Genomic DNA, 19113 nt, shown 5'->3' with positions numbered 1-19113 from the left:
GGTCAGTCCTGGACAGCCTCGATCGGCGCACCGGTATCAAGCACCGACGACCCACATCGGAGGAATCCCGTGAGCGGAACACGAAGCATCACCATTCTGGCCGCAGCCCTGACTGCTGCCGGCGCGCTGGCCGCCTCGGGGGCGGCGGCCGACTCACGACACCAGCAGACCGGCCGGGCGGTCGGCTTCGTCCTCACCACGGAGAACCTCAACACCTACTGCCTGGAGATCCGTGCCGCCAATACCGGTGACGGCGCCGCCGTACACATGTCCGACTGCATTGGCACCAACAACCAACGCTGGCGGTTCGTCGGCCAAGCCCTCGTGAGCGACCTCAACGGCAAATGCCTGGACGTCCAAGACGGCAACATCTACAACGGCGCCGGCATCAACATGTGGACCTGTCACGGCGGAGCCCCACAGCAGTGGTCATGGAACGGAAAGCAACTGCGCAACCCCAGGTCCAGCAGATGCCTGACCATCGTCGAGTCCAACCCCCACAAGGGAGCCGCACTCATCATCCGCGACTGCGACAACACTCTCCCACCCCACCAGCAATGGCGCGCCGCGTGATGGGTCGTTCGCGACTATCAGCCGCCGTTCCCGGCGGACGTAGACCATGTCACGTGATCATGTGACTGGGCCGCACAGCCAGCTGCGGATCCAGGCGACATCGATGGCGCCCTGGTAGATGCGCTCGCGCTGGTCGTAGCGAGTAGCCGCGGCGCGGTGCCGGCGGAGCCTGCTGACCCAGCGATCGGATACCCTCGGGCAGCCGGCGTACAGGCCGGGCGGGACGATCCGGGCGCGCAACCATCCAGGACCCACTTGCCGCACAGCCCACTCCGCACCACCCGATCGGGCCGGCCCCCGATCACGACGTCGTCGGTGCTGCCGTCCATGTCAGTTTCCCTTCGCGGCGCGGCCGAGGCGGAAGGCCGAGATGAGAAAGAAGATGCCGCCGGGGATGGCGTAGCCGGCCGCGTTGATCAGCGTCGGGTTGGCCGCGGAAGCACCGAGGATGAAAGATCCGCCGGCGAGGACGGAGATGCCGCCGCTGATGATCATCGGCCACTGGCCGCCCATCTTGCGGCGGGTGACCCCCACGATCAGCTGGACCAGCCCGGCCACGACCGCCCAGGCGCCCCACACGCGCAGCACCGCCGGGATACCGGACGTGCAGGCGAGGGCCACGCCGATGGCGGCGATCAGGCTGACCGCGACGTTCACGTACAGCAGGGCGGGTGATCCGGTGGTGCGCGACGCGCGGGCGTCGATGACGGCGGCGGCCACGTCGAACAGCGGGTAGAGCACGAGCAGAGTGACGGCGAGCGGACCCAGGTTCGCGGCGGTCGTGAACATCGCGAGGGCCCAGACGATGGCGAACGCGAACCGGACGAAGTACAGCCGCCGCAGCACGGACGCGGTCCCGGAAATGCCGGGCGAAGCAGCGATGGAGCTCATGACGATCCTTTCAGAGTTCGAGTGACGAGGAGATCGCCTCGCTCGATCCGGGCCGACTTCACGAAGTACGGAAAGTCCGAGACCACCCGCGGCCGGTGGGTAGGTAACGACGACGACGAGCCAGATGAGCCACCAGAACAAACAAGACAGAACGTTCTATCTCGCACAGCCTGCAATCTTCTGTGGCAACTGTCAAGACGGAACGTTCTACCTACTAGGGTGGTCCCATGCGCAGCCAATCCGAAGGCCGGCCGTCCGAAGCGCGGTCCCGGCTGCTCGGCACGGCCACCCGGCTCTTCTACGCGGAGGGCATCCACGCCGTCGGCATCGATCGCATCGTCGCCGAAGCGCAGGTGACGCGGGCCACCCTCTACCGGCACTTCCCGGGAAAGGAAGACCTTGTCCTCGCCTACCTGAACGAGGTCGACCGGGCCATGCGTGGCCAGGCGGACAACGCCGTGGCCGCCGGGCTACCGGCCGCCGGCACCATCCGGGCCCTCAGCACGTCCATCGCCCACAGCATCCAGTCCCCCGGCTTTCGGGGATGCGCCTTCCTCAACGCGGCCGCCGAGTATCCCGACTCCGAGTCCCCGGTACGCCAGGCCGTGCTCGCCCACCGCCAATGGTTCCTGGAAACCGTCACGGAACTGCTGACCAAGATCCAGGAGACCGGCGCCGAGCCGGCCGCCCGCCACTTCGTGATGATGCGCGACGGCGCCATGGCCGCCGGCTGCCTGTTCGACCCGGCGCTGATCTGCGAGACCTTCCTGCATGGAGTCGAACGGCTCCTGCAGGTGTATGCCGCCACCGATTACAGCGGATCGGCGGGCGCCTGAAGCCGCGGGCATCCGCTCAGGAATGAAGCGAGTCCGGCCAGGTGGCAGGACTCGCCGCGCTGGCCGCCGCCCGGCAGATCCATCTAACGAACCGTGACGGCGAAGGCGGCGCGGCGGGGATCGCATATTGGTCGAGCAGGCCGCTGACGACGCCGCGGCAGGCGTGCGCGAGGGTGACCGGGGCGGGCTGGTCTTTGGGCTGGGTGGCGGCGGTGATGTCGGCGGCGAGCGCCGTCATGCGGGCGGCCAGGGGCTCGGCGGGGCGTGCACGAACGAGGCGCGGTCAGCGCGTGGCGTCTCCGGTGCCGGAGGAGAAGGCTCGCCGGTAGTGTTCGGCCGCCTGGGCCATGTCCGAGCTGAGGAGCTGGAAGAACCGGCTCGCGGTCCGGAGCCGGATGCTGGCCGGGCTGTGGGCGCCGAGGACGTCGGCGCCCTCCTCGATGGTGTCGGCCCACAGCTGCACGGCCCAGTCGAACACCGCCGGATCCAGCTGCGCAGGGTCCGGGCCCTTCGGCCGCCGCCGCGACCCTCACCGCCATCACCACGATCACCGCCGTCACCACGATCATCGGCATCACGGCGATCTTCATCACCCGCACCGCCCTCACCCGCACCCCCGCCACCCACCGCGCCCGCATCATCGCCGCCGTCGCCGACCTGATCCGCGCCATACGCGGCCGATGAAACGCCAGCCCCAGGACGTCGCGAGGAGCATGCCTCACCCCGCCCCCATCGGCCGGGCACTGCTGGCGACGCCGTACCGGATCAGGACGAGCTGGGAGTACGGCAGAGGCCTTGCGTCCAGGAGGCGCAGGGACACCGGCGCGGGCAGTTCGAAGGCCGGAGTGCCGCCGCCGAGGACCTTGGGGCCGATCATCAGGTGCAGCTCGTCGACGAGGCCGTGCGCGAGCAGGTCGTTCCAGAGCACGTGGCTGCCGAAGATCAGGATGTCCCGACCTGGCGACCGCCTGAGCCCGGCCACCGCCTCATGGGCGGCGCCGCGCCTGACGATGCGCGTGTCGTGCCAGGGCGCGGTCCGCTCCGGCGTCAGGCTGTCGGAGACGACGACCTTGTCCATGGCGTTGATCAGCCGCGACATCTCCCGCAGGCCGGCAGGGGCCGTGGAATCGTCGGCGACTCCCGGCCAGTAGGCGTTCGCCCCTTCATACGTGAGGCGTCCCAGCACAAGGGTGTCGGCGGCCCGCAGCCGTTCGGCGTTGTACTCGTCGAAGGCGTCCTCCTCCGGCATCGCCAGGAAGTCCTTGCCGGGCCCTTCGAAGTAGCCGTCCGGGGTGACGATGTTGGTCACGATGACTTTGCGCATGGTGCTCTCCCGTGGTGTCGGTTGTCAGGAGTACAGAGACGAAAGCCGCCGCTAACTCATCGCTCCTCGGGCGAAATTTCTGGCGGAAGTCTGAAATGGCGGTGCAGCAGCGGGTCGAGGAACCCGGCGATCTCGACGATCCTCCCCTCCCGCAGGCTCAGCACCATGATCACGGCCAGCGGGAACACGGGACCGCCAGGGGTCCGCTGGTAGCAGGCGAAACCGAGCTGACCGTTGGCCCCGATCGGGCGCAGCCTCCAGTCGAACGCGAACACGCGCTCCGCCAGGAAGCGGCGGACGTTCTCCCGCCCGTCGAACCAGGCGGGCAGCGGCGGCATGGTGAACCGCGCGTCCTCCGCCAGCAGGGCCACGAGCCCGTCCACGTCCGCTCGCTCCCACGCGGACATGAACGAGGCCACCAGCTCCCGCCGCCCGCCCGCGCCGAGCGCGTCCAGTTCCTCACGCTGGCTGACCACGGGCACCCGCTTGCGCATGGTTCGCCCCGCCCGCTGCAGCGCGCTGTTGACCGAGGCCACCGACGTGTCCAGCAGCCCGGCCACCTCCGCCGCGGAGAACCCCAGCACTTCCCGCAGAATGAGCACCGCCCGCTGTGTACCGGGCAACCGCTGCAACGCCGCCACGAACGCCAGCTCGACACCCTCCCGCCGCAGATAGCTGCCGGCCGGTCCCGCCTCATCCGACGCCAGATCGTCCGGCCACGGCTCCATCCACACCGGCCCGCCCACGAACGTCCCGAGATCGTCGGTACGGCCGCGCGCCGCCTCCCGATCCGCCGACGTGACCCGCGGCCCGCGCTTGCCGCTCAACCGCAGGCAGGTGTTGGTGCTGATCCGATAGAGCCAGGTACGCAACGAGCTCCGCCCCTCGAACCCCGCCAGCCCACGCCAGGCGTTGAGCAGCGACTCCTGCACCGCGTCCTCCGCGTCGTGCGGCGAGCCGAGCATCCGATAGCAGTGCGCGGCCAGTTCACCCCGATAGACCAGCACCAGACGCTCGAACGCGCTCTCGTCACCCGCACGGGCCCGTTCCAGCAACACGTCCTCATCCATGCGCAAAGGCTAGAACCACGACTTCCAAGTTCCATAACTACTATGGATCATCGTAGTTGAGGTAGTTTGTGGCCATGCCTCCACCCGTGCTGCGCGTTATGGAACTGCGTGACGTACCCGACATCGTGCGCCTGCACCGAGCCGACCTGTCCCAGGGATTCTTCGTGGAGCTGGGCGAGCGGTTCCTCACCCGCTACTACCGCACCTTCCTGACGAGCCCCGCCGCGGTGGCGTTGATCGCCGAACTCGGTGACGAGCTCGCCGGGTTCCTGGTGGGCTGTACCGACGTCCGCGTCCATCGGCGACATGTCGTCAAGCTGGAGCGCTGGCGGCTCGCGCGCGCGGGCGCCGCGTCCTTGCTGCTGCGACCGGATCTGACGGCCAGGTTCGTGCGTACCCGGGCACAGCGCTACGCCCGCGGCATCCGTGCGGCAGACACCACCGAGGGGACGGCCCGCCGCACGGGCGTGCTCAACCACATCGCCGTCCACCGGGCGCTGCGCCGCTGCCGCGTGGGCAGCGCACTGGTGTCCGGTTTCGTGGACATCGCCAAGGTCCACGGCGTCGAGCAGCTCGTTCTGCAGGCGGAGCAGGGCAACGAGGCCGCCCATCGCCTCTATGCCGACCTCGGCTGGAAACGAGGAGCGCCGGTGCGGGACACGGAAGGTAAGGCGTGGACTCCCTTCGCCCTGGACCTGTGAGCAGGGTTCTGGTGAGCTCGCTCCTCATGATGGCGCTGGCGGGCTGCGGGCCGGCCGTACCCACGCAAGGGGCGGGCGCGACGCCGGCTCCCCCGCTCGCCCCCGCGACGGCGACGCGGGCTCCCGTCCTTCCGCGCTCGATGCCGTTCACGGTGAACGCGGACGAGCCCGCCCGGCCGGTCAAACGCGCCGCCGTCGCCTACCTTGAGGCGCTGTTCACCTTTGGCGCCGGCGAAGGGTCGCTCGCGGCCGGCCGCGAGCGCATGGCCGCGCTGAAGCTGCCCGCCGGTCCCGTCACCCGTGCCGCCGGCCTGCTCGACGACGACGCGGCGGGCGCGATCCAGGTGGTCTATCCGCAGCTGGGCGGCCTCACGGCCGATCGCGCCTCGATCATGGCCGTCGTACGGCTGTCGCGGCAACGCGGTGCCGAGCTGGTCACCAGGACGCGGACCGTCGACGTCCGGCTGGCGAAGCGAGCCGAGGGCTGGACCGTCACCGGCCTGGCGTCTCTCGGCGGCACGGCGCCCAGAGACGCCACGAGCGGCACGCCGGCCAGGAGGGTGCTGGCGAGCGGCAGGATCGTGCTCCCCGACAGCGCCCGCTGGGACGTTCAGGCCGGGCGCATCGACGATCGGGTCCTGCGGATGTTGCTGCGCCTGTCACGTGAGCATCGGATCTCCGTGGCGGTGCTGGCCAGCGGGCATCCGGCGAAGGTGTTCGGCAGCATGTCGACGAGCAACCACACCCGCGGCCGGGCCGTGGACATCTGGGCGATCGACGGCCGGCGCGTGGCCGCCCACGCGCGCGGCAAGGGCCCCAACCCCGCTCGCACGCTCATGGAGACGGCCATCAGATACGGCGCGGACGAGGTGGGCGGCCCCTGGGCGTTCCGCGGAGCCTTCACCAACACGGTGCACCAGGATCACCTGCACATCGGCTTCAAGCGCCCATGACCTGACCACCTCACGCACCTTGCGTGACCGCCCGTCCGTACCGTCTTCCCCTCCTAACTACGACTATAGATAGTATTAAGGTTCGCGAGCAGGAAGGGCGGTCGCATGGTGCGTTCTCTGGGAGACCTGGAGTCCACGATCATGGATCTCCTGTGGTCGTCTCGCCGGCCCACCTCGGTCCGGGACGTGCTCGAGGTCCTCCGCGCCGAGCGGGCGATCGCCTACACGACCGTGATGACGGTGATGGACAAGCTCCACACCAAGGGCCTGCTCAAACGCAAACCGGCCGGCAAGGCCTACCTGTACGACGTGGTGGCCACCAAGGAGGCGTACATCGCCGGTCTCATGCGCGAGACGCTGGCGGGCAGCGGCAACCACGCCGCCACCCTGGTGCACTTCCTGGAACAGCTGAGCCCACAGGAGGCCACGGCCCTGGAGTCGGCGCTCCAGGTGTTCCTCCCGGGGAGCCCCCGCTCGTGATCGTCGTCGCCATCCTGGCGGTGTACGCCCTCGCCGCCGCCGTACTGCTCCCCCGGCTGCTGACCCGGGCGCGCTGGTCGGAACGCGCCCCGCGCCTGGCGATCGCCATGTGGCTGGCCGCGTGCAGTTCCGTCGTCGCCTCCGCCGTCATGGGCGGCCTGGCCGCGGCCATACCCGCCGACGCCATCGGCCATGGCCTGGCCGGCCTGTTCGAAGCGTGCGCCGCGCTCCTCGCGACAGGGTTCGACACGGCCCCTTCCTCGTGGGGAGCCCGCGCGGCCCTTCTCCTCAGCGCGCTGATCGTGGCCGGGACCACATACTGCCTGTCCGCCGTACTCTTCACCGCTCGCCGCGAACGCGCGCGGCACGCCGCGATGCTGAGCCTCGTCGGCCGGCACGACGGAGACCTCGGCGCGATCGTCCTCGACCACGGCGAACGGCTGGTCTACTGCCTGCCCGGCCGCCAGGGCAAGACCGTCATCACGACCGGCGCGCTCCGATCCCTGGCCCCCGCGCACGTCGCCGCCGTCCTCGCCCACGAGCGGGCCCACCTGCGAGGGCGGCACCACCTGGTACTCACCGTCGCGCAGGCCTTCGCCCGCGCCTGCCCTCGGGTGCCGCTGTTCGCCAGGGCCAGGAGCGAGGTCGTCCGGCTGATCGAGTTGCTCGCCGACGACGTGGCGGCGCGCCACCACCCCCGCGCTCACATCGCCGCCGCCCTGGTCGGCCTGGCACCGGCCGCATTCCCGCGTTCGCGCTCGGCGCGGGAGGCGAGACCGCGCTGACTCGGGTACGCCGCATGCTCCACCCGGCCGTCCCTCTGCACCGCCGGGAGAAGCTGGCGGGGATGGCCGCCGTCGCCGCTTTACTGGCCGGCCCCACCGCCCTGGCCGCCGTCCCCGGCCTGAGTTCCTTCGTGGCGCACCACTGCCACACGCTCTCGCTCCTCTGATCCATGATCTTGAACGACAAGTCGTCGGCAGCGGGGGTGGCGATGAACTCCTCGAACGACCAGGCGGCATCGCCGGACAGCTCGTAAGCCTCGCCTTCGTGGCCGGGCGTGCTGAGCGCGACGAGTTGATTAGTCATAATCTAACTAATAATGTCATGACTATGAAAGCGACGGAACGACGCTCAGCGCTCGGGTTGGTCGTCTTGGCGGCACTCCTCGAGGAGCCGATGCACGCCTACCGCATCCACGCGCTCATCAAGGCCCGCGGCAAGGATCGGCTCGTCAACGTTCGCGGCCGGGCGAGCATCTACCAGGCCATCGATCGGCTGCAACGACTCGGGCTCATCGCCGTTCGCGAGAGCGGCAGCGTCGACAAGCGGCCCGAACGCAGGGTCTACGAGATCACCGAGCAGGGCCGCGAGACCGCCGGCCACTGGCTGAAGGAGATGCTCGCCGAGACCGGCAACGAGTTCCCGCAATTCCTCGTCGGCGTCTCCTTCCTCACCGTGCTCACTCCCGAAGAAGTCCAACTGGAGCTGACCAGACGCGCCGAACGCCTGCGAACAGAACTCGACGCGCTCGACGCGGCGTTCCAGCAGGCCGGCGACGTTCCCCGCGTCTTCATGCTCGAGGAGGAGCTCCGCCGCGCGAGCGTCAGGACCGAACTCGGCTGGCTCGGGTCCGTGCTCGACGATCTGCGTACCCGGCGCATCAGCTGGAACGACCAGTGGCTGAGGGAAATCGCGGCCAAGTACAACTACCAGATCGACGATCGGGAGGGGCCCGAGACATGACCACCACCCACGAGCACGTACCCGTTCTCATCGTCGGGGGCGGCCTCGTCGGCCTGGCCACCTCGATGTTCCTGTCCCGGCACGGCGTGCGCCATCTGCTCGTCGACAAGCACCCCGAGGTCACATTGCAGGGCCGAGCGCGGGGCATCAACCCACGCACGATGGAGATCTACCGCGCCTTCGGAGTCGCCGACGCCGTGAACGAGGCGGGCACGCCGTTCGCGAACGATGCCGGCGGCGTGCGCTGTGAGACCGTGGCCGGTGAGTGGCACTGGCTGTTCCCGCCGGAGCTGCCGCGCGCATGGCCCCAGCACACGGCCGGAACGTTCAACCTGGCCGACCAGAACGCCGTCGAGCCGGTCCTCATCGAGGCTGCGCAGCACAACGGCGCCGAGCAGCGCTTCGAGACCGAGCTGACCGCCTTCGAGCAGGACGACGACGGCGTCACCGCCACGATCCGGGACCGGAAGGCCAGCGAAACAAGGAAACTCCGCGCCGACTACATGGTGGCAGCCGACGGGCGGCGGAGCCCGATCCGGGAACAGCTCGATATCGCCAAACCTCTCCAAGGGCAGACGCTGAACTTCGTCAGCGCCATCTTCGAGGCCGACCTCGACCAGATCATCGAGCGGCGCGCGATCCTGTGGCTCATCGTGAACGAGAAGATCGGCGTCACCCTTCTCGCCACGACCGCCCAGCACGGCCGCTGGGGGCTCAGCATCGGCTACGACCCGGCCACGCAGACGCCTGACGACTTCACCGCGGAGCGCTGCGCCGAGATCATCCACGGTGCCCTCGGCCGCGATGACATCCCCGTCGTCGTGGAGGACGTGACCCCGTGGACGCAGGAAGTGTCGGTCGCCGAGACGTTCCGGCAGGGGCGCGTCTTCCTCGCCGGCGACGCCGCGCACACCTGGTCGCCTGCCGGCGGCATCGGCGCCAACACCGGCGTCCAGGATGGCCACAACCTCGCCTGGAAGCTCGCCGCGGTACTGAACGGCTCCGCCGCGCCCGCCCTGCTGGACAGCTACGAGCCCGAACGCCGGCCGATCGCCCAGACCCTTGCCGAACTCACCGAGCTGCGGCAGGCCAGGCGCTCCGGCCATAACCCGGAGCATGACGAGATCGACGACCTCCACTGGGCGCTCGGCCAGCGCTACACCTCGCCGGCGGTGCTCGGCGCGCGGTACGACGCCGTGTTCGGCGACGTCCTCGACCTGCGCGGCCAGCCCGGTACGCGGGCACCGCACCTGTGGCTGGAGCGGGACGGCGAGCGCATCGCGGTGCACGACCTGTTCGCCCACTCGTTCGTGCTGCTCACCGGCGCAGGCGGCAAGGCCTGGCTGGAGGCCGCGGACAACGTCGAGGTGTACCGCATCGGTGCGGCGGGCGGGAACGTGGAGCTGGTGGACGTCGAGTCGGAGTTCGCCCACCGGTACGGCCTGGGAACCGACGGCGCGGTGCTGGTTCGGCCGGACGGCTACGTGGCCTGGCGCGCCGAGCCCGGCACCACCGACCCAGCCGGCGCCCTCCGCGATGCCCTCGCCACGATCCTCGGCCAGTCATAGCGAGCACGAACTCAGCCGGGACGTATCCGCCGGTCGAGTCTTCGGCGGGCTCGATTGAGCGTGGCCGTGGAGGATGTCGATGGCCTGCTGGAGCGAGTCGAGGCGGCCGGTGGACGCGTACTCGGCCCGCCGACCGACATGCCGTGGGGGCGGCGCGTGGCCCACATCCACGACCCCGGCCGAAACACGGTCAACCTGACCCAAGAGTCGGCGCGATAGTTCCAGACGTGTGGGGTCGAGAGACTCGAAACGGGCCATCTCGGCGCCAGGCATCGCCGCCCCTACCTTCCAAGCGATCAAGGCCTCGCGGCTTAACTACTATGATGCGTAGTTGATCAGGTAGCCTGAGGTCATGGAGCGAGTTCGTCCGGTGGTCCTGCGCCTGATGATGCTCGTCGTCCTGGCCCTCGGCATCCTGGCGATGCACTCGCTGGGTCACCCGCGGGGACACGACATGGCACCGGCCATGAGTCACGCCTCCGCGCAGACCCCACCCGCCGACCCGGCCCCGGACGACGGCTGGATCTGCCTGGCGCTTCTCGGCGCGGCCGGAAGCCCGATACTGACCCTGTCCGCCCTGGGGACCGCCCCCGGCGCGCTCGTCCCGCGGCGCCCATGGACGACCATCCGGCCGAGACGGCTCCGTGGGCCGCCTCTCGTCTCACCTCGGCGAACAGCCGTGCTCCTGATCTAGATCGTCCGGACTTCCGACGATTCCCTTCAAGCACGATCTCGCAGGTGAGGCGACACCCCATGAACATCGATCGACGTACCCTGCTCAAAACCGGCATCGGACTGCTGGGCGGGGCCGCTCTCACGGCCTGCGCGCCCCCCGCCCCGGCCTTCGTCGGACCGGCGGACGCGCGGGTGCGCGCCGCGGAACAGGCCCGCCGGCCCGGCAGGATCCGTGACTTCCGGCTGACCGCCGCCGAAAGCCAGGTGGACCTCGGCGGGACGGTTGTCCGCACCTGGGCTTACGACGGACGTGTACCCGGCCACCCGATGCGCGTCACGGCGGGCGAGGTGGTCCGCGCGCGCCTGGCCAACCGGCTGGCGGCCGACACGACCATCCACTGGCACGGCCTGGCCCTGCGCAACGACGCGGATGGCGTGCCAGGGGTGACCCAGGCTCCCGTCAAAGCCGCCACCGAGTACACCTACGCGTTCACCGCCGCCCATCCCGGCACGTACTGGTTCCATCCTCATTCCGGCACCCAGCTGGATCGCGGCCTGTACGCGCCGCTCATCGTCGAGGATCCGAACGAGCCACTCGGCTACGACGACGAATGGGTGGTCGTCCTGGATGACTGGCTGGACGGCGTCACCGGCTCACCGGAAGACGTCCTCGCCGAACTGTCGCGCGGCATGAGCATGCCGGGCATGGACCATGGAGACATGACGCCAGGCCCCTCATCCACCGGAATGGGCGAGCACATGCTGATGGGCGCGACGAGCCCGTTGCTCGGCGGCGACGCGGGGGACGTCCGCTACCCGCACTTCCTGGTCAACGGCCGCGTACCCGCCGAACCGCAGACCTACCGCGCCAAGCCGGGCACCCGGCTGCGCATCCGGCTGATCAACGCCGGTGGCGACACCGCGTTCCGCGTGGCTCTGGCCGGTCACCGGATGACCATCACCCACACCGACGGCTTCGCCGTACAGCCGAAGGACGTCGACGCGCTGCTCGTCGGCATGGGCGAGCGCTACGACGTGCTGGTCACCCTCAAGGACGGCGTCTTCCCGCTGGTCGCGCTCGCCGAAGGCAAGGCCGCCGCGGCTCGCGCGCTGGTCCGCACCAGCACCCGAGCCGCGGCGCCCAAGCCCGGCCATCGTCCGCGTGAGCTCGATGGCGAGGTCGTCCGCTACGCGAAGCTCCAACCTCATGAGCAGGTACGGCTGCCGCAACGGCGGCCCGACCGCACCGTCAGGCTGGAGCTCACCGGCGCCATGGCGGCCTACGACTGGGCGATCAATGGCAAGAAGTACGACCCCGAGACCGTCGCGCCGGTGCGCTCGGGAGAGAGGGTGCGCCATTCCTTCGTCAACCGGACGACGATGTGGCACCCCATGCATCTCCACGGGCACACCTTCGCCCTGCCGTCCGGCATCCGCAAGGACACCGTCATCGTGCCGCCTGGCGAGTGCCCGCAGAATCAAGCCTGCCACCGACCAGCAGCGCCACCGTGCGGAGGTGCTGGAATCGCCCCGTGTGAAACGGCTCAGCACGCCCTCGAAGGTCGCCTGAATCTACTATTGTTCATAGTAGATGAAGGTGAGATGGATGCGCATACACGCACAGCAGGACACGACCCTGACCCAGGCGCTCAAGGAGCGACTGGCCGACTGGTCCAATCGCTCCGGCATCCAGGTGGAGACATGGGCACTGCCGGCCGAGGAGGTACCCGATCGGGTGGCCGAAGCGGTGCTCGCGTGTGTCACCCAGGTTTTGGCCGTCGTCGAGGAGCGAGCCAGGGCCGCGATGGTGTCCGTCGCCGTCACCACCAGCACGAACGGCCTGCTCTTCACGGTGAGCGCTGACGGCATGGGCTTCGACGCGAAGGATGCCGGCTTGCGCGCCGCCCTTGCCGCCACGCCGGGGACCGTCTCGATCAATGTCACCCCGGACGGCTTCACCGTCAGAGGCGCCGTCCCGCGGGAGCGCCGGCAGTGACATCCATTCATGGGGGCGGGGGCATCATGGGAACGTGATTGTGGAGGGCGGATGAGGCCTCGCTTGGAGGCGACGGCGGCGGTTCGGGAGTCGACGCCGAGTTTGGCGTAGATGCGCACCAGGTGGGTCTTGACCTTGCCTTGACCATGACCGACGGCGAACTCACCGAGGAAGCCGCGATACCGGTCCCCTGACCGCCACCTGGGAGGTCAGCGTCGGCGTCTACGCCCCCATGGGTCAGCGTTGCCCGCCGGCCGCCCAGTCGAGCAGCCTCTGAGCGGTCTGGAAGCGGCGGGTGGAGCTGGTCTCTCCAAGAATCACACCGGCCAGCTGCCGGCCCTCACGATCGGCGGCGAAGGAGAGCGTGTAGCCGGCGGCCCGGGTGTAGCCGGTCTTCAGGCCGACGGCGCCCGGCTTGCCAAGGAGCCGATTCGTGTTCCGCCAGGAGTAGGCGCGGTGCTCCGCCGTGGCGGACACCGAGCGAGACCGGCTGGAGGCGACCTTCTTGAGCGTCTGGCTGCCCAGGGCGGCCTGGGCCAGCCGCGTCTGGTCGCGTGCGGTGGAGTAGCCGCCCCCCTTGGCGGGCATCCCGTCGGCGTTGACGTAGAGCGTGTCCCGCATGCCGAGCTCGCGAGCGGCGGCGTTCATCTTCGCGGTGAACGCGTCGACGCCCGGGCCGTACACGCGGGCGAGCGCGTGGGCGGCATCCGCGCCGGAGGGCAACAGCAGGGCGTACAGCAGATTCTCTACGGTCAGCCGGTCGCCCGCGCGCAGGCCGGCCACCGAGGCACCGTCCTTCGAGGCGTAGCGAACATCCCCAGAGGTGACCTTGACGACGTCACTCGGCCTGGCCTCCTTCAGCACGGTGTAGGCGGTCATCACCTTGGTGATGCTGGCCACGGGCAAACGAAGATCGGCCTTCTTGCTGAAGTAGACCTTGCCGGTCTTGGTGTCGATCACATGAGCCGCACGGCCGAGCACCGTGGGGGCGTGCGCCGCGGCTTCCTGAACGTGGGAGCGGGACGTCGGCGGGTCGTCGGGCCCGACCGGAGGGGTGGCCTGCGCAGCGGTGGCGCAGGCGGTCATGGCGAGCGCGGTGACGGCAAGGCCGAGCAGCGCGCGGTTCAGCCGGTTCTTGGGATCGGTGGGCATGAAGGACTTTGCTCCTTGCTTCCATGCCGCCTACCGGGTTAGCTGACGGGTTCGGGCTGGGAAGTGCCCTACGGTCGCCGTCGAGCGAGCGTCCGATTCACCCCAAGAAGAGTGGGTCCCCGGCTCCGTGAAAATGGATTCGGCGGCCGGACGTCGTCCTGCGGGTTCCCCAGGAGACGCACGGTCCGGGCAATGAAAAGGCAACGAACCCGTCTAGGGTCCGCCACGCAATGCCCGAGACACTACCAAAAAGTACATATCGTGCAAACAGTACATTTTCCCCCTTCTTACGACGGGCGGGCCAGACCAAGCACGATCAGGTCGAACAGCTCCTGGAACGCCTCCGCGTTCGTCCGGCCGAGATGCTCGAGCACCTCCGGATCCTGCAGCCGGTCCAGGGCGGCGTAGATCACCTCCGCCACGAGGCGCGCGTCCGTTTCGCGGAATGCGCCGCCGTCTATGCCCTCCTGGATGAGTGCGGCGGCGACGGACGTGGCGAACCGGTAATGCTCCTGGAACAGCCGGCGGATTCCCGGCTGCCCGGCGACATCGACCGAGAACGCCCGAGCCGCGCGGGTCAGCGCCCCGCTGGCCGCGGACATGTAGGCGTGGACTCGCCCGAGCGGCTCCTCCAGCGCCCTCGCCTGAGCCATCGCCTGCCGGCCGACGCGCTGCAGGAACCGGTCGACGACGAGCGCGACGAGCTCGTCCTTGCTGGGCGCCAGGTCATAGAGGGTACGCCGCGAGCAGTGCAGCCGGGCGGCGAGTTCCTGAATCGTCAGCCGGCGAAATCCCTCCCGAAGGAAGATCTCCTCCAGCTCGGCGAGCACGCTTTCCTGCCGGCTCGTGAAGGAACGCCCGAGCGAGAGGGCGACGGGCGGTCGAGGATATCCGGTCATGCCTGCACTTTCGGGGATGCCGACTCTCGGGGTACCGTGAAGGGTACCAGGTACTCAAAAATAGTACCCCCTGTGTTTGGAGGCGGAATGCGCCGACCCAGCCGAACCAAGGTGGGCATCATCTCGTGCCTGCCGCTGGCCGCCGCCCTCGTCGCGGTCGGCGATCCCGTACGGGCGGACGCCGGCCGATGCGCGGCCCTGATGAACGCGACCGTGACCGACACGACGATCACCCGAGCCACGACGGTGACCGCGACGACCTCGGTACCGGAGCACTGCCTGGTCGACGCCTATGTCACCACGCCGGGCGACGCGACCGTCCCCAGCAATCGGGTGAACTTCCGCTTGGGCCTGCCGGCCGCGTGGAACTCGGACTTCTACTTCCAGGGCGTGGGCGGGCTCGCCGGGCACATCGTTCCGTTCGACGAGGGGCTGAGACGCGGCTACGCCTCGGCCGCCACCGACACCGGACACCAAGGCGCGAGCCCGTTAGGCCACCCCGAACTCGACGGCAGGTGGGCGCTCGGCAACCGGCCCAAGCAGATCGACTACGCCTACCGAGGCGTCCACGTCAGCACGGTCGCGGCGAAGGCGATCACCGCGATCCACTACGGGCGCGACACGCGCAAGGCCATCTTCAACGGGTGCTCCAACGGGGGACGGCAGGGCCTCATGGAGGTCCAGCGCTACCCCGCGGACTATGACGGAGTGATCGCCGAGGGCCCCGCGTTCGCCGCAGGCGACACGTTCCTGCGCTGGATCTCGCAGGCACAGGCACAACTGGCCACCTCCGGGTCCTGGCTGTCGCCCAGCACGCTGCCGATCCTCTCGGCGGAATCGCTGAAGCGGGGCGACGCCCGGGACGGGCTGACCGACGGCCTGGTCGCCGATCCGCGCAAGGCGGCCGTCAACCCCGGCCGGCTCATCGGCCCCGGCAAGCTGACCCGGGCCCAGGCCGCCGCCGCACGGACCATCTATCGTGGACCCGGGCCGCTCCGGGGACATCCCGCCGGACACGAGGAGCTGTGGCGGTCCTACATCACCGGCTCGGCGCCCCCGCAGATGGGACCCGACGGCAAGCTCGTCTTCCCCTTCAGCCTGGCCGCACCGTTGTCGTACACGTTCGCCAACGAGTTCCTGCGGTACTTCCTGTTCAGCGATCCGAGCTATGACCTCACCAGGTTCGACCTCGCCAAAGATCGGCCGGCCGTCGAGCGGATACGCGCGCTGCTTGACGCGACCGACCCCGACCTCACGGCCTACAGGGCCCGAGGCGGCAAGCTGCTCATGGTGCACGGCTGGTCCGACCCCGCCTTGAGCGGTACGGCCCCGGTCGCGTACCACAGGAAGGTCGTCGCCGAGATGGGCGCGGCGCGGACCGCCGGCTTCTTCCGCCTGTTCATGGCACCCGGGATGGGCCATTGCGCGGGCGGGCCAGGGCCGAACACGTTCGACGCGCTCACGGCGATGGAACAGTGGATCAACCGGGGCACGGCGCCCGCCTCCATCCTCGCGACCCACCCGGCGAGCGGCCGCAGCCGGCCCCTGTGCCCGTATCCTGCCGTCGCGCTCTACAAGGGCTCGGGCAGCATCGAGGACGCCGCGAACTTCACCTGCGGATCCCCTCATGACGCGCACTAGCGAGAAGGCGAGCGCGCGAGGCAGTTTCCTCGTGGTCGGCCTGGCCGCGTTCGTGCTCACGGCCTGTGGGCCAACCGCATGAGCTCGGGCGCGCTGGAAGCGGTCGGAGCAGGTGAGGCCGGCGTCAGCCCGCACTCCGTACACTCCCGGCATGAGCGAGATCCGCGCGACCGCGCGTCTGCTGATGCTCGACGCGCACGGCCGCGTGCTCCTGCAGCAGCTGAACTCGGCGAACTGGCCCGGCATCTGGATTCCCCCTGGCGGGGGCATCGAACCGGGCGAGACTGCTGAGGAAGCCGCGATCCGCGAGGCTCGCGAGGAGACGGGATTCGTGGTGCCGCCGGGCCTGCTCGGCCCGGTGATCGCCACCGCGACGGGCCCTCGGCTCTCCGGAGCACCGGGACAGTCGCACAGCAGCTACTTCTTCGTCCGGATCGAAGGTCTTGCGAAGGTCGAGCCCCAGCCCGAGGAACACGAGACGCGCCTGCTGCGGGGCGAGCGCTGGTGGACGCCGGATGACTTGGCCTCCACCGAGGAGCTCATCGCGCCACAGGGATTGGCCGGGCTGCTGCCACCGCTGCTGGCCGGTGAGCTCCCATCGCGACCGCAGGCACTGGCCTGGCTGCCGACCCGCCGGCTCGCCGGCACCAGGAGCGCGCCCGGCGCGCCCAGGTCCTGCGCGCGATCGACCCCATCAGCGACTGATGCACGCCCAGCACCCGGAGAGACGTGACATGTGCCGATCCCTGTCTGACGGCGTTTCAGGGTTCGCCGAAGTGTTCAGAGGAGAGCTGTGATCTTCCCCGTTTGAAGGAGTGGGGTCTGGCTGGGCGGGACGCCCCGCAGGTGGGGCGGATGGGGTCACACGGACTGCGCCCACACCCTGCGGCCGCTGATCATCACGACGGGGGCCGGCTCAGTCGTCGATGAGGGTGTCGAGTTGCGTGTTGAGGATGCGCACGGCTCCTTCAACGCTCAGGTGGCCGAGCAGGAGATCGGAGGAAAGCCCGTTCGCCAGGGCGAGGAGGGTGTCCGCGGCCTGTTCGGCGAGATCGTCGGCATCCGCGCGCGCCGCCCGGATCAGATCGGCCACGCTCGCGGTGAGCTGGGCTCGGCCCAGACGGTAGCGGTCGGCCATGACCGGGTCGTTGAGCGCCCTGATGAACACCGCGTTGGCCACCAACGTCTCAGACCGGCTGGCTGGATCGTCCGGCAACAGCGCCGCGAACATCGCGCGCAGCGTGGCTTGGGGCGTGACCGGCTCTGGAAGCGCGGCCACCGCGCGCCGGAGCCGTTCCTCGAGCCGGTCGCGCAGCAGCAGGGTGGCGTGCAGCAGCATGTCCTCTTTACTCGCGAAATAGTGCTGCACCAACCCGATCGACATGCCCGCCGAGGTCGCCACCTCTCGCATGCTGACCGCCTCCAGCCCTCGCTCGGCGGCGACCCGCCACAACGCCTGGCTGATCTGCTGGCGCCGTTGTTCGTGATCGACCTGCTTGGGCATTTCCGCGCGCCTCCCCCATCTTTGCCATACGATCATATTGCAAAGGAGGTGGGTTCATGGCCACGACGAAAGTCGGCCGGTTCGTCACACCGGCCGCCCAACGGGCCTACGACACGATCTATGACGAGGCGGTCAAGTCCTTCCCGGCCCCCGTGCAGACCCATGACGTGGAGACCGGTTTCGGACCGGTTCGTGTCTACGGCTTCGGGCAGGACACGCGGCCGCCGATCGTCTTGCTGCACGGCAGGGGCGCCAGCAGCGTCATGTGGCTGCCCAACCTCGCGGCCCTGGCCGAGCGGCGCCGAGTGTATGCCCTGGACCTGCTCGGCGAGGGAGGGCGCAGCGTGCAGACCCACCCCATCCGCGATGCCGCCGACCAGGCCGCATGGCTGGAGGAGACCCTGGAGGAGCTCGGCGTCGACGCCGCCCATCTCGTGGGCCATTCGATCGGTGGCTGGCTGGCCTGCAATCATGCCGTACGCGCCCCGGCGCGCCTGGTCTCACTCACCCTCATCGACCCCGCTCTCACGTTGGCGTACATGCCGCTTTCCCTGCTTCTCCGCGTGATCCCCACCACGATCCCGATCACGGCCAAGCGTGCGGTGCCCGCGTTCATGCGCTGGTCGAGTCGCGGCGAGCCGTACGACGAAAACGACCCCGAGGTCCAGCTGATCACCTCCAATCTGCTGCACTATCGCTTCGCCCTCCCCGCACCCACCCGATTCACCGACGACCAGCTCCGCGCTGTCTCCATCCCCACGCTCGTCCTCATCGCCGGCCGGAGCATCGTCCACGACCCCCGCAAGGCCTACGAACGCGCCCGCGCACTCATCCCGGACGTCCAGGCCGAACTCTGGCCGCAGGCCACCCACGGCATCACCGGCCAGTGCGCCGACGAGGTGAACGCCCGGCTCCTGCGTTTCGTCGAGGAACACTGATCACCGGTTCAGGGCGGGCCATCCGGCCCGATCCGATAACACGGGCTCGGACATGCCGGGCGCTCTCGGTGATCGTCCTACCATCACGGGTCGGGTACGGCGGCGCGGTCGAACAGGTCCAAGAGTGTGAGCTCCCCGGTTTACCGGAGACTTCCGAACCCGGATT

The 19113-nt window shown here is 69.4% G+C and carries 23 protein-coding genes and 1 riboswitch; of the genes, 15 read left to right on the top strand and 8 right to left on the bottom strand.

Annotated features, from left to right (window positions below; all coding sequences use genetic code 11):
• Positions 1-69 precede the first annotated feature (69 nt).
• Entirely contained in the window at positions 70-573 is a 504-nt protein-coding gene (locus ACIBHY_RS06340; protein WP_397306120.1) for an RICIN domain-containing protein, read from the top strand.
• A gap of 330 nt (positions 574-903) precedes the next feature.
• Here the strand turns inward: ACIBHY_RS06340 and ACIBHY_RS06335 are convergent, their stop codons facing one another.
• Positions 904-1464 carry a hypothetical protein gene (locus ACIBHY_RS06335; protein ID WP_397306119.1) on the bottom strand — a complete coding sequence of 187 codons (561 nt, stop codon included), beginning with the start codon at positions 1462-1464 and terminating at the stop codon, positions 904-906.
• Between the two features lie 227 nt (positions 1465-1691).
• On the opposite strand from ACIBHY_RS06335, the gene ACIBHY_RS06330 reads away from it, so the two are divergent.
• Positions 1692-2300 carry a TetR/AcrR family transcriptional regulator gene (locus ACIBHY_RS06330; RefSeq protein WP_397306118.1) on the top strand — a complete coding sequence of 203 codons (609 nt, stop codon included), beginning with the start codon at positions 1692-1694 and terminating at the stop codon, positions 2298-2300.
• Between the two features lie 16 nt (positions 2301-2316).
• Here ACIBHY_RS06330 and ACIBHY_RS06325 read toward each other — a convergent pair whose 3' ends face one another.
• The 4 genes from ACIBHY_RS06325 to ACIBHY_RS06310 form a co-directional block, all read right to left on the bottom strand.
• Complete coding sequence (locus tag ACIBHY_RS06325; protein WP_397257021.1) at positions 2317-2538, bottom strand: hypothetical protein; 222 nt, start codon at positions 2536-2538, stop codon at positions 2317-2319.
• Between the two features lie 45 nt (positions 2539-2583).
• Positions 2584-2778, bottom strand: a complete 195-nt coding sequence (locus ACIBHY_RS06320) for a hypothetical protein (protein ID WP_397306117.1) — start codon at positions 2776-2778, stop codon at positions 2584-2586.
• Between the two features lie 240 nt (positions 2779-3018).
• Positions 3019-3624: a dihydrofolate reductase family protein gene (locus ACIBHY_RS06315; RefSeq protein WP_397306116.1), complete on the bottom strand. Its 606-nt coding sequence runs from the start codon at positions 3622-3624 to the stop codon at positions 3019-3021.
• Between the two features lie 56 nt (positions 3625-3680).
• Positions 3681-4694, bottom strand: coding sequence for an RNA polymerase subunit sigma-70 (locus ACIBHY_RS06310; RefSeq protein ID WP_397306115.1), 1014 nt, complete (start codon positions 4692-4694; stop codon positions 3681-3683).
• Between the two features lie 98 nt (positions 4695-4792).
• Between ACIBHY_RS06310 and ACIBHY_RS06305 the strand changes: the two genes are divergently transcribed.
• The 10 genes from ACIBHY_RS06305 to ACIBHY_RS06260 all read left to right on the top strand — a co-directional run bounded on the left by ACIBHY_RS06305 (position 4793) and on the right by ACIBHY_RS06260 (position 12680).
• Positions 4793-5395, top strand: a complete 603-nt coding sequence (locus ACIBHY_RS06305; protein ID WP_397306114.1) for a GNAT family N-acetyltransferase — start codon at positions 4793-4795, stop codon at positions 5393-5395.
• Positions 5396-5406: 11 nt separating this feature from the next.
• Positions 5407-6348, top strand: a complete 942-nt coding sequence (locus ACIBHY_RS06300; RefSeq protein WP_397306113.1) for a hypothetical protein — start codon at positions 5407-5409, stop codon at positions 6346-6348.
• A gap of 105 nt (positions 6349-6453) precedes the next feature.
• A complete protein-coding gene (locus ACIBHY_RS06295; RefSeq protein WP_397306112.1) occupies positions 6454-6828 on the top strand; it encodes a BlaI/MecI/CopY family transcriptional regulator in 375 nt (124 codons plus the stop codon).
• Positions 6825-7613, top strand: coding sequence for a M56 family metallopeptidase (locus ACIBHY_RS06290; RefSeq protein WP_397306111.1), 789 nt, complete (start codon positions 6825-6827; stop codon positions 7611-7613). Before ACIBHY_RS06295 ends, ACIBHY_RS06290 begins: the two co-directional genes overlap by 4 nt.
• 14 nt (positions 7614-7627) lie before the next feature.
• Positions 7628-7780, top strand: coding sequence for a hypothetical protein (locus ACIBHY_RS06285; protein WP_397306110.1), 153 nt, complete (start codon positions 7628-7630; stop codon positions 7778-7780).
• 203 nt (positions 7781-7983) lie between these two features.
• The gene (locus ACIBHY_RS06280) at positions 7984-8574 is read left to right on the top strand and encodes a PadR family transcriptional regulator (protein ID WP_397306109.1); all 591 of its coding nucleotides are present in this window, start codon (positions 7984-7986) and stop codon (positions 8572-8574) included.
• A complete protein-coding gene (locus ACIBHY_RS06275; RefSeq protein WP_397306108.1) occupies positions 8571-10142 on the top strand; it encodes an FAD-dependent monooxygenase in 1572 nt (523 codons plus the stop codon). The genes ACIBHY_RS06280 and ACIBHY_RS06275 overlap by 4 nt, the downstream gene beginning before the upstream one ends.
• A 66-nt stretch (positions 10143-10208) precedes the next feature.
• On the top strand, positions 10209-10361 hold the full coding sequence (locus tag ACIBHY_RS06270) for a VOC family protein (RefSeq protein WP_397306107.1): 153 nt from the start codon (positions 10209-10211) through the stop codon (positions 10359-10361).
• 133 nt (positions 10362-10494) lie between these two features.
• Positions 10495-10836 (top strand): hypothetical protein, encoded by a 342-nt coding sequence (locus ACIBHY_RS06265; RefSeq protein WP_397306106.1) that lies wholly within the window; start codon positions 10495-10497, stop codon positions 10834-10836.
• A 173-nt stretch (positions 10837-11009) separates the two neighbouring features.
• Entirely contained in the window at positions 11010-12680 is a 1671-nt protein-coding gene (locus ACIBHY_RS06260) for a multicopper oxidase family protein (RefSeq protein WP_397306105.1), read from the top strand.
• Positions 12681-13050: 370 nt separating this feature from the next.
• Here the strand turns inward: ACIBHY_RS06260 and ACIBHY_RS06255 are convergent, their stop codons facing one another.
• Together ACIBHY_RS06255 and ACIBHY_RS06250 are read right to left on the bottom strand one after the other, a co-directional pair.
• Positions 13051-13965, bottom strand: a complete 915-nt coding sequence (locus ACIBHY_RS06255; RefSeq protein ID WP_397306104.1) for a D-alanyl-D-alanine carboxypeptidase family protein — start codon at positions 13963-13965, stop codon at positions 13051-13053.
• A gap of 12 nt (positions 13966-13977) precedes the next feature.
• Positions 13978-14120, bottom strand: a riboswitch (cyclic di-AMP (ydaO/yuaA leader).
• Between the two features lie 132 nt (positions 14121-14252).
• Complete coding sequence (locus ACIBHY_RS06250; RefSeq protein WP_397306103.1) at positions 14253-14864, bottom strand: TetR/AcrR family transcriptional regulator; 612 nt, start codon at positions 14862-14864, stop codon at positions 14253-14255.
• Positions 14865-14951: 87 nt separating this feature from the next.
• Between ACIBHY_RS06250 and ACIBHY_RS06245 the strand changes: the two genes are divergently transcribed.
• Together ACIBHY_RS06245 and ACIBHY_RS06240 are read left to right on the top strand one after the other, a co-directional pair.
• A complete protein-coding gene (locus ACIBHY_RS06245; protein WP_397306102.1) occupies positions 14952-16505 on the top strand; it encodes a tannase/feruloyl esterase family alpha/beta hydrolase in 1554 nt (517 codons plus the stop codon).
• 151 nt (positions 16506-16656) lie between these two features.
• Positions 16657-17238, top strand: coding sequence for an NUDIX hydrolase (locus tag ACIBHY_RS06240; protein WP_397306101.1), 582 nt, complete (start codon positions 16657-16659; stop codon positions 17236-17238).
• A gap of 183 nt (positions 17239-17421) precedes the next feature.
• Here ACIBHY_RS06240 and ACIBHY_RS06235 read toward each other — a convergent pair whose 3' ends face one another.
• The gene (locus ACIBHY_RS06235; protein WP_397306100.1) at positions 17422-18009 is read right to left on the bottom strand and encodes a TetR/AcrR family transcriptional regulator; all 588 of its coding nucleotides are present in this window, start codon (positions 18007-18009) and stop codon (positions 17422-17424) included.
• 56 nt (positions 18010-18065) lie between these two features.
• Here ACIBHY_RS06235 and ACIBHY_RS06230 point away from each other — a divergent pair, with 56 nt between their 5' ends.
• Entirely contained in the window at positions 18066-18947 is an 882-nt protein-coding gene (locus tag ACIBHY_RS06230; RefSeq protein WP_397306099.1) for an alpha/beta fold hydrolase, read from the top strand.
• The last annotated feature ends 166 nt before the right edge of the window (positions 18948-19113 follow it).

The organism is Nonomuraea sp. NPDC050547 (genome assembly GCF_044457345.1).
In the GTDB taxonomy this organism is placed as follows: domain Bacteria; phylum Actinomycetota; class Actinomycetes; order Streptosporangiales; family Streptosporangiaceae; genus Nonomuraea.
The sequence above is the reverse complement of the archived record's forward strand: the minus strand, read 5'-3'. Positions and strand labels throughout refer to the sequence as shown.